Genomic DNA, 17,102 nt, shown 5'->3' with positions numbered 1-17,102 from the left:
CACCATGACCAGAGTCAGGATGCCTTGGGCGAGCTTTTCGTCGTGCTTAGGCCACGATAAAACTCATGAATTCCCTGGTACATGCCTAACTCGACTGCATTATGGTAATAGCGGGACTTATCCCCAGTAAGCCGATAGTAAAGCGAGCGCAACTTCAGGGTGATCAGTTTCCTGTAGAGGAATCGGGGCACCCCAAACAGATGTTTGTAATGGTCAAACTCCCGGAATAAAGCGGCTTTCCCTTTACCCTGCCGCAGTGCCCGACCCTTAAGCCAATCAATCGACAACTGGTTGGGTCTGATCTGGTGGTGGACCAAGGCCTTCGGAACATACGCACTCTTGAATCCGGCTCCTGCCGCTCGCAGGAGAAAATCCGTCTCGCTTCCCATGGTGTAGGCTTGGCTCTGAGATGGACCGATCTTAGGGTCAAACGTAATTCCGGATTCGAACACCCGCTTGCGGACGGCCATATTGGGCCCCCAAATCCGGCCTGGCCGAATCTCTCCTTCCGGAAGATCCCAATCCGCAATCACATAGGCAGCCCGGGTAAACCCCTGACTGAGGTCAACCCCTGGCTCAGGCCCCATCCCCTCAGGAAACAACGGCAGGATTCTACCCCCAAACAGGTCGTAATCCATGAGGCGTTGACTGGCTTGCCATAACTCCAATAGCCACTGGGAGTCGGCAACCACATCATCATCGGTAAAGACCACCAGCTCACCCTCAACCAGCGGCATAGCGGTCAGGAGAGCGTTGTTCTTGCCGGGTGACTTCTGCTGGAGGTACTTCACCGGTAGCGATTCACAATAGCCGCTGACCAGGGCTTCGGTTTCCCGCCTGCAGGCGTTATCAACCACAAAAAGCTGCCACTCGCATTCAGCAACATCCAGTTTGCTAAAACTACTGAGCGTCTTTGCGAGTATGTCATCGCGATCATACGTCGCCAGTACAACAGAAATATCCATATATCCGGGTCTCAGGGCACCAACCGCCCTATTTTTCTCTATTAAGGTTTCGCCAACCGCTGATACAACCGTTCAGGCAGTAGTGACTTGATCACACCCTTAAAGGCAGGAAGGGTTGGCCAACTGGTGAATGAACGAGCGAAGGCCGTCCGGGCCTGAAGCCGGTCGCCCTGCTCATGAAACAAAATATAGCCAATTTTGAGCAAGCTTCTCGCGCGCCATTTCTTGGCTTCACGCCTGATTTCCCGATCAGGCGAACTCGACAGGACCTTTTCGGCAACCCTCACACGTTCACGGAACTGCTCAACCTCGCGTTGTTTAGATACGCTACCCGGCACATCACGGTAAAGATAAAACACTTCGCTGCGGTAGATTATGGGGCCAAGTTGAGCCAGGCGAATCCACATATCGCGGTCGTCGAGATTTTTCATTGACTCGTCAAAACTTCCAGCCCGGATCAACGCTTCTCGGCGAGCAATAACGCTAGATGTACCCACATAATTGGATTGTAATAAGGTGCGAACCGCATCAAATGACGATAAAATCCAAGCCCCCCTAGTAAGTTCGTTGTTGAGCACTTCTTGCAAATCCCTATAACGATCGATGTTACGCCCTATCCTGACATTTAGTTCAGAATCCGTTACATCGAAATTTCCGCACGCCATTGTTGCTTCCGGATTTGCCTCCATCTGCTCCAAAGTAGGTAATAGTTGGGAGGAGACAACAACATCATCAGCATCAAGAAACAGTACAAACTCTCCTGAGGCTTCGGATAACCCTCTATTGCGTGGAGAGGCCGGACCTCCTGAATTATCCTGCCTAAAGTACCTGATCCGGTTGCTTTCCAGGTAAGGAGACAAAGTGTGAGATAGGTTATCGGTCGAGCCATCATCGACAACGATCACTTCCTTGCTTACGGTAGAATCTGATAATACAGAGTCTAAGGTTTGCCCTATCAAGCCTGCACAATTATACGCCGGAATAACAACTGACAATTTCACGGAAAATTCCTGAAAATTTTAGACATCATTAAAGTTTCACTAACCTAAACAGCCCAACGTTCACACCACATAGAAAAAATTAACAGCGCCCAAGTTTTTGAATCATTGGAGTTTTTATAGGCTTGAACCTGATCCGGATTAAGAAACTTAGAAATCCTGCTATCTTTGGAAAAATAAAAATCCTTCGCATCATCTAAAGAAGGCGAAGTGAGCCAACCCTCAATGGGTGAACCAAAACCTTGTTTAGAGCGATATTTAATTCTATCTGGCCATTGTTTAGCAAAAGCCGTTCTTAGTATGATTTTGTCGGATTTTTTGTCTAATTTAAGTCGGCCAGGTAGAGATATTACATACTCAGCCAACTCTTTATCAAGAAATGGAGACCTGAGCTCAAGACCGTTGGCCATAGATGCTCGATCAGTTTTAACCAGAATATCTCCTACCATATAGTCTGATAAATCTACTTTTAACGCGTCATTAAAATCTAACAACCTACCACTACCATCAAACCAACGTTCTAAATTATCTGATGTTTTTTTAACACCTAATTTGCTAATTTCTTTATCTGAAAAAAACCAGTACAAATCGTCAACAGAAGAATTTACATCTCTTTCAAGAACAACATTTTTTAACGCATAATACCTATGGATATTTAATGCTTTTTTCGAAAAAGATTTTAAAATACCACTGACAATATAAAGCGCAAGTGTGCGAAAATAATTTGAATTACCAAATATCGCCTGGTAAACCAACGGCCTATACTTCCACGTATATCCACCGAATAACTCATCAGCACCATCACCTGTTAGAGCCACCTTACAATGTTTACTAGCCTCTTTACATATTTGATAGGTTGGTACACTTGACGAGTCTGCAAATGGCTCATCGTAAACAAACGAAAGGTTTTTAAGAATTTCCAACAAGTCAAAAGGCTCTTCATATAGCTCTATATGATTTGTACCATATATTTCTGCTATTGTTTTGGCATATTCACCTTCGTCAAATCCACTTTTAAACCTATATGACATTGTCATAAGATCAGGTTTAATTGAAGAAGCAACGGATACAACGGAACTGGAATCAACTCCACCACTTAAGAATGCTCCTATTGGAACATCAGCTATGAGCTGTTTCTCTACCGAAGACTTTAATAGAAAAGATACTGTTTCAACAGCCTGATCTAGTGTTACTGAATCTTTACGAGTATCTGGAAAGCTCCAATACCTAGTCTCATTGACTCCATCTTTATTCACTTCCAGAAAGAATCCAGGCCTTAAGACTGATATTTTTTTGTATATTGAAGTAGAAGGATGAACATAGAGTTTTTTTAAGTAATGACAAATTGAATTTTCATCAAGTTCGTTAGATATCAATCCAGATGCAATAATAGATTTAGGCTCAGACGCGAAAACAAATTCACCACTCCTCCCAAAAGCATAGTAAAAAGGCTTTTCGCCAAACCGGTCTCTGGCACAAAACAATGATTTACTAAGATTATCCCATATAGCAAAAGAAAACATCCCTGATAATTTGGACATCATACTCTTACCATATTTAATATACATGGCGAGAATTACTTCAGTATCGGAACAAGTTGAAAAATTATAACCCGTTTCTTTAGCAAGCTCCTTAAACCCATATATCTCGCCGTTAAAAGTTATACAAAACCGACCATCAGTGGAATACATTGGCTGTTTTCCACCCTCTAGATCGACAATACTGAGTCGAGTGTGTACAAGATTCGCGCCAGTTAACTCTTCAATTCCATAACCATCAGGCCCTCGATGAGAAATAGAATCTTTCATTTTTTCTAGATTTTCTTTATAACTACCATTATTAAAATTAACTATCCCTGCAATACCACACATCCAAATAACTCCTGTAATTTTAGACAGCGATTATTTTAAGACTTTCTAATATTTCGAATGGCAGATATTAGCGAATTCCCCAAAAAGCTTAATGCTATTATTTTTAAAGGTTCCCACGAAACTTTTGAACGCATAGCATTAAGTGCACATCGCCTTGCTAAATACAATTCTTGGCCATCTATATAACTCTTAGACATAGATATATAGTTTCTGTAAATCCAATAATTTATATCATTACAAAACTCACGATCTAGCGGATTAATGAGCTGCCTTTTTAAAACTTCAATTCTAGCAGGAGATAGCTTAAGTGATCCTTTATTCGAAATACCACTACCAGTAATTCGATAACTATGTAATATCTCATCAACAAAAACAAATGGAGATATTCTGGAAATACGTAACCACATATCGTAATCATCACCATTTTTTAGCAAAGAATCGAAGGGTGAAATTACATCAAACAATTTTCTTCTGATCGCTACACCTGATGTTCCGATATAATTTGCCTTTGCCAGTTGTCGAAGGTTTGTTGGTGTATCAATATAGATAAACTTATCATCAGATTTATAACAAATATTTTTAATGAAATCATATTTAACCAGGAAATTTGACTCTATCATTTCACCAGACTCATCAATGGTATTAAAGTTAGTGAATACCAAATTTGCTATTGGGAATCTATTGAAAGCTTGTTCAGTGAGATTCAACTTCCCTGGCATCATAATATCATCAGAATCAAACAGGACTACATATTCCCCTATAGCTTTCTCAATGCCATAGTTTCTTGGGGCTGATGGTCCACCGCTATTTTCATCCAAACAAAAATATTTAATATTATTTCCCAAATAATTCTGGACAACGTTTGGTGTTGAGTCACTAGAACAGTCATCTATCAATAAAAGTTCATCGCAATCACTCATTTCAGATATTATCGAATCGATTGTTTCGGCTATTTTTGATTCACAATTGTAAATAGGAACAACAATACTAAATCTTGACATAAATAACACCGGAAATTTATATGCCTATTATTTAATACAGCAATCATTACAAATGATTTTATAATCCGGACAACTTGACAATATCATATAAATCGGACAACTCTTCTGAAGGTCGCTTAATATTAAAAAAGTCGACAGCTTCATTTTGATATTCAAGAAACTGCTTCTTTCTTTGATTAATTTGCTTGAGTTCATCGACAATGGCTTCGGCTAACGAATCACTGCTACCAGTCAAAGCCATAGTGGCAGGTGATTTTTCAAGAACTTCACGAAGACCAATGCAGTCAGTGCCGACAATTGGCACTCCGGCTGATAAAGCCTCCATTGCCAACAACCCGCACGCTTCCCATCGCGAAGGCATCACCACAAGATCAACGCCCTTAAGCGCCGAAGGCATGTCATCTGTCTGTTCTAGTTGATGAAAATAATCACCAAGCCCTAAAGAGTTTAAATAAGAATAATCTTCACGGATGTAGCCACCCCAGCCAAACGTAACTATATGAGGCATAGGGTTGATCGAGTCATGGTTCTTAATTTTCTTAACAGCATCTACGAGAATGCGAAACCCCTTTTGCCCCATAAAGCGGCCAAAAAAACCCAATAATAAAGTATCCTCGCTAAGCCCAAGTTCTTCCTTTATATTTCGTTTAGCTCCGTTTTTGAAGTACTCAGAATCAACGCCATGTAAAATACCTTTAACTTTGGCCTCGTCTACGCTAGGGAAATAAGATAAAAAATTAAGCCGGGCATCATTTGTCACTGTATGTATTGCAGTCATTCGAGTGAAAATATATGACATGACCCTCTTTTTAACGAGCTGCTTCCATCCAATGAATTGTTCCGGACGAAAAACATCATGTGCCGTCATGATATGAGGAATTTTTATACCAGTTTTTGCGATTTCTGTAAGCAAGCCTGCAGAGAACCCGTGAGAATGAATTAAATCGAACCCACCATTCTTAATCAATGTTCTCGCTTGAATAATAAAATCTAGATGCCCTTCTTTCGCTTTGACAAGCCTAATCCGACCAGGCGGAAGATAACTGGATATATATTCTTCCAATCCACTGTCAGGAGCTAACAAAGTGAAAGTGAATCCATCAAACGCGGGCTGTCCGTAAATGTATCGGAAAAAAGTTCGTATTCCACCACCAGGTTGCAATGCTGTCATTAATATTTGCACTTGAAACTCCATTTCATCCAAGCATTTATTTAAGTAACACGGCGTTTTCTGTTAATTTTCTCTGCAAGTTGGTATCGGGCACTTCTAACAGGTTGCACAGCACCCGGACCTTTATTTGCGTTGTCGTTAGCTATTTTGTTCTCAACAATTGAAAGAACTGCCACTGATAGCCCGCCAAAAAAATACCACTCATAGCTTTTAAGCCCGTAACTTGCGAGACTAAAAAGCAGATTCATTAAAAGCCAGACTTGCATGGCCTGAATAACCCGATATAAAAAACTATCAACGGGAAAATTGTTTTTAACCAATTCGCCCGCCTTAATAAAATTAGTTATCATTACCTTCAAATAAAGTATAAAAATAACCAAGCCAATTAACCCAATTTCTTGCCAAATTTCAGCCCAAAGTATGTGGGAAATTTGATCCTTGCCAGCTACGTTCCAATTTGCCTCACGCGAGTTACCCAGCCCGTGCCCAATAATTGGCCTATTCATCGCAACTTCAAAATCACGAACCCATCCTTCAATTCTTCCCTCTGCAGAGCCTGACTGCCTTGTATCTGAGCTGACTAATGAAAGATATCTATCCTTCTGAATATCATTCATAGATAAAAACATCATGAATACACCGGTTACACCAACAACCAATAATAAAAACTTTCGATTACTCTTCAAAAAAATTCCAAACGAAATTATAGCTAATGCAAGTACGCCAGATCGCGAAAGCGTAAGCATCATTACATATGCAAGAACAGGCAATAACAAAAAATATATTACTTTAGTTTTTTTATTTATTGGAAAAAAAACATAATGCAGAAATGGAATAATCGTAGCGATAACAAATGCCAGCCCATTGGGGTTTATGGTATCTGAAGGGGCACCGGAAAGACGGCCTGCAAATTCACCTCCGCCAAGGTGAGTACGAGAACCTAAATACCCGGTAGCAAGATTTAGGATCAGGGGTTCAATTACTCTTATCAAATTTAAAATAACAAACCAGAAAATGGTAATTTTCAGTCTACGTTCGGTGGTGATCAGATTAACAGCAAAAAAATAAAATATTGCTCCTTTTATAAACAACACCAGCCCACCACCAATTACTGAGCCAGGCCATTCAACTAATGGTAGTGAAATAATTGAAAAAACGAATATGGATAACAGGTAGCGTGACGCTATGTCCATTTTAGGTCGCATAGATGGTCCGCCGCCAAAAATATAGAAACATATTGCGGCTACCAAAACCATATCAAACCTGATGATACCTAAAAATGGGATTCTCGCCGGAAGATGTAAAAAGAAACTCACAAGGTATAAAATAAACAAATTAAACGCAACTTTATTGATATTTTCAGGCATGCCTTATGATCCCAGGAAAATAACTACAAATAACCAAAATCGTTAATTCATCAGCCAATCATAACCCTTAAAATCTAGCAATAAAACCACCAACTAAAACATTAACGTATAGTACATTTTGATATTAAAACCCAATAAAACTGGTAGAATTTGCATAAAATTAAGCCCATCCAAACTAAGTGCGTTAAGCAGCCCCTACCATGCAGTAGTATAAATTACATTTTTTGTAACTAAAACGTATTTAGCTCAATTATTTAGACTATTGTCATTAGTCGATTAAGGTGAGAAACTGACAGTTAGTGCTGGAGACTAATGAATTAACTACTTTTGCCGTAAAGGGTTAAAACAGCAATGAAACTCATCAGACACAGTTCGATCACTACAGCAGTAGCTATCACTGCGATCATCGGGGTTCCGAATATCGGCTTAGCGGATCCGGTAATTGATTCGATAACACTATCAGAAAATTCTGAGATGATTATATTCGGGTCAGGTTTTACCAGCAAGAATCACGCCGCCCCTTTATACTATTTCGACTTTGAAAACAACAATTTAAGCCAAAATACGAAGTACTCTCATCTATCGTCGCTAGTCACTGCGAATGGAATAACCACCTCAGAGACTACTCCAACTGGTGTCGGTAATTCCATGCGCTGGCGGGTTTCCCAGGACTATCGTGCGTTACCAATCCCAGAAATAGACTTTAATTCTAATCAGTTATATGTCTATTTTCACAGGCGCTATAATTTTTCTATCTCGGACTCAAGTACCTGGGGTAGCAATGGTTTCAATCTAAAGACCAATAGATTATGGGCTGATACAAAAAACAATATTTATATTGGCTATCAAGGTAAGGAGGGTAATAGTTCAGGTCGGGTTTATCCTGAATATACCGCTGATGGAGGTGCCGTTTGGACTGGAAGCCGGCTACCTCAAGTTCAAAATACATGGTCCCAAGAAGAGATAGTTTATCAATCAGGTGATATTGGCGTGAAAAATGGTCGCTTTGATTTAATCAGAGACGGTTCCCCTGCCCATGACCAGCCATTCAGAATGAGAACATCAAGTTATTCCGAACCATACGACCAGTTGGTCTTTGATCAAATAACTGATCAAACACCGTCGGATAAGTACCTATATATATATTTCGATAATATTTATATCGATGATTCATTTCATCGAGTATATGTTTCAGAAGCGGCCAGTTTCCTAGAGGCAAAGCAAAGATTAATTCAGGTACCAAGCGAATGGCAAGATAATAGAATAGTCGCCTACTTCGACCCAGGGTCTTACTCTCCATCAAACTTGTATGTGTATGTGGTAGATGCTCAAGGTCGAGCAAATTCTAATGGAATAAGAATTTGTCAATCAGACTGCCCTTCACCGCCAAACCCACCACCTTCAGTAGGTGTTCAATAGCGGAAAAAATTATATGAAGAAGGCTTCTGGTTCAAGAAGCCTTCTTCATATCATGAATATATCTAAAGAAAATTAAGGCTAAAAATATAGAAAATAGGTACAAAGATTCTGGCTCATCAACATCAACAATAATTTTCCTTGTAATAGATGATGTAACGCCGAACCGGTCCCCCTCCTTCTGGAAAAAGCTTATTACTGACAATCCATCGTCTCCTAATTTCAACAAAACGTCATCATTTGGGTAATCACTATATATTTTCCATTCTGAAAAATTAAAGATGCCAGTTAAATTTGGCTCAAAACTCGATAACATCTCTACACTATCAAGTAAGGCAAATACTTCATAGCGATTCTCCCGTCCAACATGATTTTTTGATACGGGTATTGGTAAGACACTTTTTAGTGAAAAGTCATGTTATTAAACGAAATACCTAGACTTAATAATTCATATTTCCGAAGGTCAAAAACAGCACTCATTTCACCGTGATAAATTTCACCACTTTCTATGTTAGTGTACTCACTCACAAATTCATACTTTATTAGACTTGAATAAACATTAGTAGATATACTTAAAAGAGCAATCAATAAAAACGAAAACTTTACCATTTCAATCATCCTTGAATAATAAAACCTCAAAAATCCTAGCACATATTGAATTTATTACCAATAACGATTAGAAAGAAAAATTTAAATTTAATTACTATTGAGAATATAGCCATTAAATTCCAACATGATTCTTCAGCTTTGTAAGATCTGAATTTAGTCTTGAAGAATAATCGTCTCTGAAATCATTTATTTTATCCTCCAAATCTGGCACTAAATTAATCGATTCTTCGATAACCCTAGCTATATCATGCTCATTATTTTTGGTGAAAACAAAACCATTAGAAAATACTTCCCTTGTGGTTTTGTCATCAGATAATATTGCTGGACGCCCTACAGCCGCAGCCTCATAAGCGCCGCAAACCAAGCAATTGCTTCTGGTTGTCAGATCGATAACCAGCTTTGCGTTACAAAGCAAAGCCTCATAATTTTTCTCGCTAACGAAACCTTCAAGAATTATATTTCTGTCTTTAAATCTATGAACTATCGAATCCGGAGCTTTACCTGTTACTCTTAGATCTATATCTAGCTTTGAAAGCGATCTTATCGCCTCCAATACCTCAATATAAGGTTCATCTTCTGCCCAAGTACAAATAAAAAGTATGTATTCTTTAGGATAAGAGCATTTTCTATCAGCACATGATATTTTTGGTATCGGGTCTGATAAGACAAAAAACTCACCCCCAACTTCCTTCACAATTTCAGCCAAGTGTGAATTTGTAACGATCGTTAAATCAACGCCCCTAATCAACCATCTTGCTAAGGCCTGGAGTAATTTAAATCTCCCTTCAAGCGGATAAACTCCAGCATTATGCGCATCCATCACCAGTTTAGCTTTATGGTAGTACTTAGTTAATACTAACAGCAACGCCAAGGCAATAGATGGGTTTTGAAAAAATATAACATCTGGTTTATTTGACTTAATTATTTCTAACGTTTTAAACGAAGATCTAATATACCTTTTTATACTTCGCCCTGGGAAAATGACTTCATGAATAGGAATCGCAAGCTCTTTAGACAAGCTTTGACTTCTTCTATGCCTTTCCCAGCCAATCCATATGGCTTTTTTTTTCATTTCATTCTCTCTTGAGAGTTAAATGTTATTTTACTATTCACGTGATTTATTTATTTTTCATATTTAGTCTAGTGAATCCGTACAAATTTTTCTCGAAATTTTCTAAATTTGATTGCGCTGGATATCTATTGATAGCCCAACGATTATTTAACGGATTTATTCCAGGGTACGCAGAAATGGCATATTGGTAGCCTGCTGCTCTAACGGCATACTCAACCCGCTCATCAAAATCCTCAGGCATTCCGTTAGGGTAGCAAAAACCTTGAACCTCATAGCCAGTCATATCAAATATTCTACTTTTAGAGTTAACAACTTCATAAGTTAGTTGTTTTTCATCAACGTTTTTCAAAACGGGGTGCGTTACTGAATGACTACCGATTTCAATTCCATTGCTTATAAACTCGTTCACTTTCTCCCAGTTAACAGCAGATTGCGATTTTGGAATTGAATCGGGGAGCACCACCTCAAGTTTATGAAACAATGATTCAATTAATAATGTTTTTTTATAATCTGGTAAGGTTAGACAATAATCAGCGATTAGGTTCCAAGCTTCGTGGTTATCAAATTTAGAAACTAGGTCAAAATCAAACCCTTCTATTTCAACATTTTTTAAATCAGTGTTATTCAATACATACTTTAATTTATCCGGCCACAGCCAAACATTTCCATCAACGAAACCGGTTGTCAAAAAAAGGGTTGCAGGGACACATTCTTCTTTTAATAAGGGAAATGCCAATTCCCCAAAGTCATAATAGCCATCGTCAAATGTTATTACGACGCAATTATCTGGGATATTTCCATAACGACTAATTTCTACCAAGTCGTTCAAGGCTATCGGATTAAAGTATTTTTTTATTATTTTTAGCTGCGTACGGAATTCATCTACATTAATCCGCCCCAATTCGTTGCCAATACGATGGTACATCAAAATCTTTGGGTGTTTCCTAGTAAGGAATTTAGCTAAACTTAGCCCTCCAAGAGGCTTGCTAACTCGATATATCCATTGGTTAATAGCCATTTTTTAAACTCTTCTCAGCACTAGCTTTGCCAAAGCCCGCCAAGCTGGCCAGTAGAAAACATCCAAACGTAACCCCAATATAATGTCCTTCAAAGGTTCAACGAATGCTTTATCCCCTCCAGCTACCGCCATCCCTCGACTCACATACATATCAGCCCAAGCCCTGGATTTAAGCTTTTCAGAGATCACACCTGGGTGCTGGTTAATAAACTTGTTCAGTATCCGAAACGCATTGTCATACCGCCCCCGGTAGTTCTTCGACATCTGCCCTGGCCAGATTCGGTAGATGTAGGTGATGTCTGGTGCGTAGGTGAAGTGCCAGTCGACGGAGTAACGTAGCCACAGATCCCAGTCGATCCCCATAGGAAGCTGCTCGTCAAAGCCTCCGTTCTGCTCCAGGCACTTGCGCCGTATGACTGCGGTTCCGAAGGGTACGAAGTTCTTGATCACCAGGTGGTTGGTCACACTGCCACTGTGCCTGTCGTAGGGCTGGGGCTTGGCTATGCGGTTGCCGTCCTGATCTATATAGGATACTTCGCTGTAAACCACCCCTACTTTCGGGTCTTCAAAATGGGGCATCTGGACCTTGAGTTTGTCCGGGTCCCAGAGATCATCTGCATCGCAGAAGGCGATAAAGTCACCTTTCGCTTCGGTTAGCCCGCGGTTCTTCGCTTTCGGCTGGCCCCGGTTTTCTGTCGGGATATATCTCACCCGACTGTCGTCTTCAAAGACCTGCATTCGCTCTGAGGTGTCGTCCGTTGAGCCATCGTCGACCACGATGACCTCGAGGTTTGCCCAGTTCTGTGCCAGTACCGACGATACGGCATCTGGCAGGTACTGCCCCATGTTGTAGGTCGCGATGACGACGCTAACCTGGGGTTCGGGTGTGTTAGTTAGACCTTGCATATTGAAAACCGGTATTTTCCAGAGGCTTCCTGGGGAATGGAGGGCACGTCGTTGATAATCAGCTCAACCTGTTCATCAAACACTTCCCGCAACGCTGCAATCAGGTTGGCATCCGTTTGTTCATCATACTCCTGCCCCTTTACCCTGTTGATCTGCAGTTCAGACAAGGTTTCCTGCACCAGCTGCATCTGCTCCACTCCGGGTACCTTGGTCAGGGTCCGTTCGACCAGTGAAATGCCGGCCACCTGCCCCCCATCCGGCAGTTTAAGGAAGTCGGCAACCCGGCCTTCCAGGCGTTCGAGAATGGGTAAACCGCGGCCGCAGCCACATTGGCGGTCAGAATAGACGCCCACGTCTTCCACCCGGTATCGGATCAGTGGCATTGCCCGGTTGTTCAGGTCGGTTACTACGATCTTTCCTGGCTCACCGGGTTTCACCGGCTGATTATCCCCATCAAGAAATTCGACATATACGTGGGGAAGATTCAGGTGCATCCCCTGATGCTCTTCACATTCGCAGGCAATCAAGCCAACCTCTTCGCAGCCGTAGCGATTGGTCACCTTGCAGTCAAAGGCCTGTTCGATGACGTTACGCTCGTGCTCCAGCAGCATCATGGACGTCGCAACGATGCCTTTGGGTCGCAGGTCGGTAATACCCTCTTCCGTCAGGTACTTCGCGAAGATATAGATTGAATGGGCATGACCGAATACGGCACCCGGTTTTTCCTTCCGCCAGCGCTGAACAAAAGCCCCCATGGAGTCAGGGTTCAGGTCCATGGTGTCGAGGTAGATGGTCCGGTCCAGCAGGTGAAGGCGAAGCGTTTGTTTGAGCCCCACAGGTACCGGTGGATTCCCCCAGACTGATGCCTTTTTCACGCCCAGATCCCATCCAGCCCAACGATCCGCCAGCAACTGGGCGGCATTCCGGAACTCCTGGCAACGCTCATCAAAGAACAGTTGCAGGGAAACGCCGGTCGAGCCCCCGGTCTTTGCCTGCACCAGCTCATCTTTGCGGTAATCGTCGCTGATAAACTGATCGAGGTTGTTTCGAATGTCGTACTTCGTGGTTACCGGTATCCGTTCAAACGCTCTCAGGTCTGGGTCATTGGCCCCGGCATCGAGATTGTTAAGTAACTCTCGGTAATAGGGGCTCTTTTCGGCAGCATAACGAACGAGGTCAGCCAGCCGCTCTTTCTGGTAGGCTTCCAGTTTCTCCCGGGACCACCACTGCTGCTGTTCCAGTCGCTTCCACTCCCGCAGGCGCTCGCTTTTATCTTTCGCATCCCATAGCGGATAAAACAGGTGCTTCGACAGAACCTTCATCATGGCCGGGCCTCTCGTACCGCAAAACGGCCGTACAGTGAGACATGTTGCTGAACCATGTTGTCCATCGAGTATTTGCCCGCCATAGCGTCTAATGCTGCCTTTCCCATCGCCTTCCTTAACTCAGGATTATCGATCAGTGAACGTATCGCCTCTGCGAGAGCATCCACATCGCCTACGGGTACCAAATAGCCGTTGGTGCCGTCCGTCACGATTTCCGGATTACCGCCGGTACGGGTGCACACCACAGGCTTTCCTGCCCTCATGTACTCAATAATGGCGTTGGAGAAGCCTTCCGTTTCAGAGCAAAGAACCGCAACGTCAAATTCTCTTATGTGGTCTTCTGGATTACTCACGCTACCGAGGAATGTCACCTGATGCCCGATGCCAAGCTGCTCGGCCAATGCACGGTATCGGTCTTGAGTTCCTCCCCCCGCGATTCTTAACTCCAGGTTGTAGCCACACTGATGGAGGCGGCCGCATGCTCTTATCAAGTCATCAATACGCTTGATAGGACGCAGGTTCGCTACCAGCCCAATAACCAGAGGGCCGGAATCGTCTCTGGTGCTTCCGGCCAGATAATCTTGCTCCGTGTCCGGATACCCGTTATAGATGACATGCAGCTTCTCTTGCGGAAGGCCTTCCATCCGCCCTGTTATTTCTGCAACCGCCTGGCTGTTGCACACCGCCGCAGTGACGAATCGCCCGGTGTAACCCAGCGCCCGTAGGTAAAGTCCGTTGTACCAAAACCCCATGTCTCTTCTTGAAATGATAGTTCGCAGCCCGGCCATTCGCATGACGGGGGGGCAGATCACGGAGGTGTCGTTGAAAAAAACATGTGCCAGGCGGATACCCTCGGCTTTCAGCCTGCGCGCATAGCGATAGACCTTAATCCAGCTACCCGGGCTGGAGAGACTGCCCACCCCCAGGTGGTCGACGGGGACTGGAAACTGTCCACTACGCGTATAGGCGGTTTCACGAAATACCGCGAAACGAATGTCCCAGCCTCGGGCCTTGAGCCCTTCGACGAGCTTCATTACTTGGCTTTCGGTACCTGCAAAGGGGTTGTTGTACTGATCCATGATGATCGCCAGCTTCACGACACCACCTTCTGGTAGACCCGGAGATAGTTGTCGGCCATGGCATTGTCGGAATAGCGATCCGCCACCTGGTCCTTGGCCCAGGCAATGACCTCTGTGCCAACCGCATGCCCCTCCATGGCCGCCAACAAGGCGTTCGACAATGACGGCTCCGACAGATCATCGAGTACGGTTCCACCACGTCCATGCCCCAGAACGTCTGGAATCTCCCCAACCGAAGCCGCCACAATGGGAATGCCCACGCTCATCGCCTCAAGCAAGGTGATGGGAAGACCTTCGGTATGGGATGGCATGCACAAGACCCCTGCCTTTGCCATAGACGCCGCGACATTGTTCACATACCCCGGTAGTAAAACGCGGCCTTCCAGACCCAACGTGTGAATCAGTTCTTCCAGGGTTTGGCGCTGACCGCCCTCGCCGACGATGAGTAAGCCGGCTGATGGCCATGCCTTCAATATTCCAGGAAAGGCACGAACGAGCCGATCAAATCCTTTTTCTCTCGATAATCGGCCAACCCCCAAGACCATCGGGTTATGCGCTGCGAAAAATGCCTCCAACGATTCATCAACTGGGTTTTGGCTATGCGCAATGACCCGCTCCATGTTCAGACCGTTGACGATCACAGAGAGTTTGCCGGACCGGGCGAGAACCTGCGGTATCTGCTGCTTCATGGTTTCGGACACCACGATGACTTGCTGCATTTGTGGCAGGATCATCCGGTCGATCCATTCATAGAGCCAGGCCTTGGTGTATCTGGGAGCTTTGACATAGCCATGCAATGTGGTGATCAGCGGCAGCCCTCTTAGTGTTCGGGGCCACAATCCCATCAGTACATTAAACTTGTATCCATGGGAGTGAAGCAGTTCAAACCCGTTATCCCGAGCCCATCGCCAAATTTCCCTGGCACCACTGAGGTTAAAGCCGGGACGCATCCGCCAGGGAGTCAGCGGAACACCGAGCCGGCGGGCCTCCGCTTCCAGTGGTTTCTCATCTATGCCGGGCTCACCAGCGCTTAGAATCAGCGGCGACAACCCTTGTTTGAGCTGCTGCTGGACCAGCGCCAGCAACATCTTTTCAGCGCCATAAAGACCGCCGCTGTCGATAAGGTGAAGAACTTTCATCGGCCTAGCCTTTCCTGGGAGTCCACGTAACCTTCTTCTCTCCCCTGAGGAAAGCCAGCGCGGCCTTAAGCGAGGCCATGTTCAGCAACATGAAGTAGTAGGGAATGGAATAGAATACCGGCATATCACGCCCTGATTGATCACTCATTCGGCCCGCCCAGGACAGGCCGTAGAACATAACCAAACCTATGGCTGACAGGGCAAAAAAGCCCCCCTTACCTGCCAGGAACAAGGCCGACAGAGTCAATAACAGTAACGGGATAAAAGCGAGGTAGCGCAGCAGTTTGTGAGAAACCAGCTGGAACCCGAAGAAACCGTACTTGCCCGGATTCATAAGGTGAGCCATGTCTTTCAGCGCCCATAAAGCTCGCAAACTGACCCGGACGCGCATGCTGAATTCACTGGTTCCGTCTGCAAGGGCATGCTCCCTTAACAGGGCTTCCGGCTCGTACACAACCCGATAGCCCTGCTCCACCACCTTGAGCGGTTGTACGAAGTCCGGCAACTGGTCTGCCCTGAGTGTTTGATAAAGCGAGGTCCGCATCGCATCAATACCGCCGTCTACCCCGACAACTGAACCAACCCTGGTCTCCTGCTCACGTAACCAGTTTTCATACTTCATATAGGCACTGCAGCCGTCACCGACCAGAGAGCCATCCTCATTCACATAGATCATTTTGCCGGTCACGTAGCCTACCTGGGGGTCGGCAAAATTACGCACAAGCCGGCGCAGTGCCTGAGGCTCCCACTCAGAATTAGCGTCTGAAAACAGGATGATGTTTCCACTCGCCATCGGCACGAGCTGGTTAAGCCCCGCCGTCTTGCCTTGACGGGGAACCTGACGGTGGAGCTTGATCGCAACTGAGGCGTTACTCGCCAGTTCGAGGACGATGTCGTCGGTACCATCATCAGACTCATCGGATACTACGAGTATTTCAAATTTGTCAGCCGGGTAGTCCAGAGCAAGCTTGTTTTCCAACGTCGCCCGGATGTCCTTTGCCTCGTTAAAGGCCGCAATCAGGATGCTGACGGAGGGCTCGAAACTGTCGTCCTGCTTGATCGGGGATTGCAGGTATCCGGCAAGAAAACGTACCAGGATGGGATAGCCGATATAGATGTATATCAACGCGAACAACGATAGCCAAAACAAAGCCATGAGCATGGT

14 protein-coding genes are annotated in these 17,102 nt (G+C 44.1%); 1 reads left to right on the top strand and 13 read right to left on the bottom strand.

The window, feature by feature from the left end:
* Window positions 1–14: 14 nt before the first annotated feature.
* From BLV11_RS06050 to BLV11_RS06025, 6 genes are read right to left on the bottom strand one after another with little or no spacing between them, the layout of a single operon-like run.
* Entirely contained in the window at window positions 15–965 is a 951-nt protein-coding gene (locus tag BLV11_RS06050; protein WP_091812071.1) for a glycosyltransferase family 2 protein, read from the bottom strand.
* A gap of 41 nt (window positions 966–1,006) precedes the next feature.
* Window positions 1,007–1,966 (bottom strand): glycosyltransferase family 2 protein, encoded by a 960-nt coding sequence (locus BLV11_RS06045; protein ID WP_091812070.1) that lies wholly within the window; start codon window positions 1,964–1,966, stop codon window positions 1,007–1,009.
* 44 nt (window positions 1,967–2,010) lie between these two features.
* A complete protein-coding gene (gene asnB, locus BLV11_RS06040; protein ID WP_091812069.1) occupies window positions 2,011–3,834 on the bottom strand; it encodes an asparagine synthase (glutamine-hydrolyzing) in 1,824 nt (607 codons plus the stop codon).
* Window positions 3,835–3,869: 35 nt separating this feature from the next.
* Window positions 3,870–4,835 carry a glycosyltransferase family 2 protein gene (locus BLV11_RS06035; RefSeq protein ID WP_091812068.1) on the bottom strand — a complete coding sequence of 322 codons (966 nt, stop codon included), beginning with the start codon at window positions 4,833–4,835 and terminating at the stop codon, window positions 3,870–3,872.
* A gap of 58 nt (window positions 4,836–4,893) precedes the next feature.
* The gene (locus tag BLV11_RS06030; RefSeq protein ID WP_175528293.1) at window positions 4,894–6,018 is read right to left on the bottom strand and encodes a glycosyltransferase family 4 protein; all 1,125 of its coding nucleotides are present in this window, start codon (window positions 6,016–6,018) and stop codon (window positions 4,894–4,896) included.
* A 29-nt stretch (window positions 6,019–6,047) separates the two neighbouring features.
* Window positions 6,048–7,373, bottom strand: coding sequence for an O-antigen ligase family protein (locus BLV11_RS06025; RefSeq protein WP_091812066.1), 1,326 nt, complete (start codon window positions 7,371–7,373; stop codon window positions 6,048–6,050).
* Between the two features lie 351 nt (window positions 7,374–7,724).
* Here BLV11_RS06025 and BLV11_RS18205 point away from each other — a divergent pair, with 351 nt between their 5' ends.
* A complete protein-coding gene (locus BLV11_RS18205) occupies window positions 7,725–8,792 on the top strand; it encodes a hypothetical protein (protein WP_139173212.1) in 1,068 nt (355 codons plus the stop codon).
* Between the two features lie 718 nt (window positions 8,793–9,510).
* Here the strand turns inward: BLV11_RS18205 and BLV11_RS06015 are convergent.
* The 7 genes from BLV11_RS06015 to BLV11_RS05985 are packed head-to-tail and all read right to left on the bottom strand — an operon-like array spanning window position 9,511 to window position 17,099.
* Window positions 9,511–10,470: a glycosyltransferase gene (locus BLV11_RS06015; RefSeq protein WP_091812064.1), complete on the bottom strand. Its 960-nt coding sequence runs from the start codon at window positions 10,468–10,470 to the stop codon at window positions 9,511–9,513.
* Between the two features lie 46 nt (window positions 10,471–10,516).
* On the bottom strand, window positions 10,517–11,488 hold the full coding sequence (locus BLV11_RS06010; protein ID WP_091812063.1) for a polysaccharide deacetylase family protein: 972 nt from the start codon (window positions 11,486–11,488) through the stop codon (window positions 10,517–10,519).
* A gap of 3 nt (window positions 11,489–11,491) precedes the next feature.
* A complete protein-coding gene (locus BLV11_RS06005; protein ID WP_091812062.1) occupies window positions 11,492–12,394 on the bottom strand; it encodes a glycosyltransferase family 2 protein in 903 nt (300 codons plus the stop codon).
* Window positions 12,382–13,719, bottom strand: a complete 1,338-nt coding sequence (locus BLV11_RS06000) for a phenylacetate--CoA ligase family protein (RefSeq protein WP_139173211.1) — start codon at window positions 13,717–13,719, stop codon at window positions 12,382–12,384. The genes BLV11_RS06005 and BLV11_RS06000 overlap by 13 nt, the downstream gene beginning before the upstream one ends.
* Window positions 13,716–14,816 (bottom strand): glycosyltransferase family 4 protein, encoded by a 1,101-nt coding sequence (locus BLV11_RS05995; RefSeq protein WP_091812060.1) that lies wholly within the window; start codon window positions 14,814–14,816, stop codon window positions 13,716–13,718. The genes BLV11_RS06000 and BLV11_RS05995 overlap by 4 nt, the downstream gene beginning before the upstream one ends.
* Complete coding sequence (locus tag BLV11_RS05990; RefSeq protein ID WP_091812059.1) at window positions 14,813–15,937, bottom strand: glycosyltransferase; 1,125 nt, start codon at window positions 15,935–15,937, stop codon at window positions 14,813–14,815. Before BLV11_RS05990 ends, BLV11_RS05995 begins: the two co-directional genes overlap by 4 nt.
* Window positions 15,938–15,941: 4 nt before the next feature.
* Complete coding sequence (locus tag BLV11_RS05985; RefSeq protein WP_091812058.1) at window positions 15,942–17,099, bottom strand: glycosyltransferase family 2 protein; 1,158 nt, start codon at window positions 17,097–17,099, stop codon at window positions 15,942–15,944.
* Between the last annotated feature and the right edge of the window lie 3 nt (window positions 17,100–17,102).

Source organism: Marinobacter mobilis, from assembly GCF_900106945.1.
In the GTDB taxonomy this organism is placed as follows: domain Bacteria; phylum Pseudomonadota; class Gammaproteobacteria; order Pseudomonadales; family Oleiphilaceae; genus Marinobacter; species Marinobacter mobilis.
Note: the sequence above shows the minus strand (reverse complement) of the source record. Positions and strands in the feature narration are given on the sequence as shown.

What these genes read in the sequence shown, in the direction of transcription:
- BLV11_RS06050 (WP_091812071.1), bottom strand. Translation starts at nt 965, where the DNA reads ATGGATATTTCTGTTGTACTGGCGACGTATGATCGCGATGACATACTC.
- asnB (WP_091812069.1), bottom strand. Translation starts at nt 3,834, where the DNA reads ATGTGTGGTATTGCAGGGATAGTTAATTTTAATAATGGTAGTTATAAA.
- BLV11_RS06035 (WP_091812068.1), bottom strand. Translation starts at nt 4,835, where the DNA reads ATGTCAAGATTTAGTATTGTTGTTCCTATTTACAATTGTGAATCAAAA.
- BLV11_RS06025 (WP_091812066.1), bottom strand. Translation starts at nt 7,373, where the DNA reads ATGCCTGAAAATATCAATAAAGTTGCGTTTAATTTGTTTATTTTATAC.
- BLV11_RS18205 (WP_139173212.1), top strand. Translation starts at nt 7,725, where the DNA reads ATGAAACTCATCAGACACAGTTCGATCACTACAGCAGTAGCTATCACT.
- BLV11_RS06015 (WP_091812064.1), bottom strand. Translation starts at nt 10,470, where the DNA reads ATGAAAAAAAAAGCCATATGGATTGGCTGGGAAAGGCATAGAAGAAGT.
- BLV11_RS06010 (WP_091812063.1), bottom strand. Translation starts at nt 11,488, where the DNA reads ATGGCTATTAACCAATGGATATATCGAGTTAGCAAGCCTCTTGGAGGG.
- BLV11_RS06005 (WP_091812062.1), bottom strand. Translation starts at nt 12,394, where the DNA reads ATGCAAGGTCTAACTAACACACCCGAACCCCAGGTTAGCGTCGTCATC.
- BLV11_RS06000 (WP_139173211.1), bottom strand. Translation starts at nt 13,719, where the DNA reads ATGATGAAGGTTCTGTCGAAGCACCTGTTTTATCCGCTATGGGATGCG.
- BLV11_RS05990 (WP_091812059.1), bottom strand. Translation starts at nt 15,937, where the DNA reads ATGAAAGTTCTTCACCTTATCGACAGCGGCGGTCTTTATGGCGCTGAA.
- BLV11_RS05985 (WP_091812058.1), bottom strand. Translation starts at nt 17,099, where the DNA reads ATGCTCATGGCTTTGTTTTGGCTATCGTTGTTCGCGTTGATATACATC.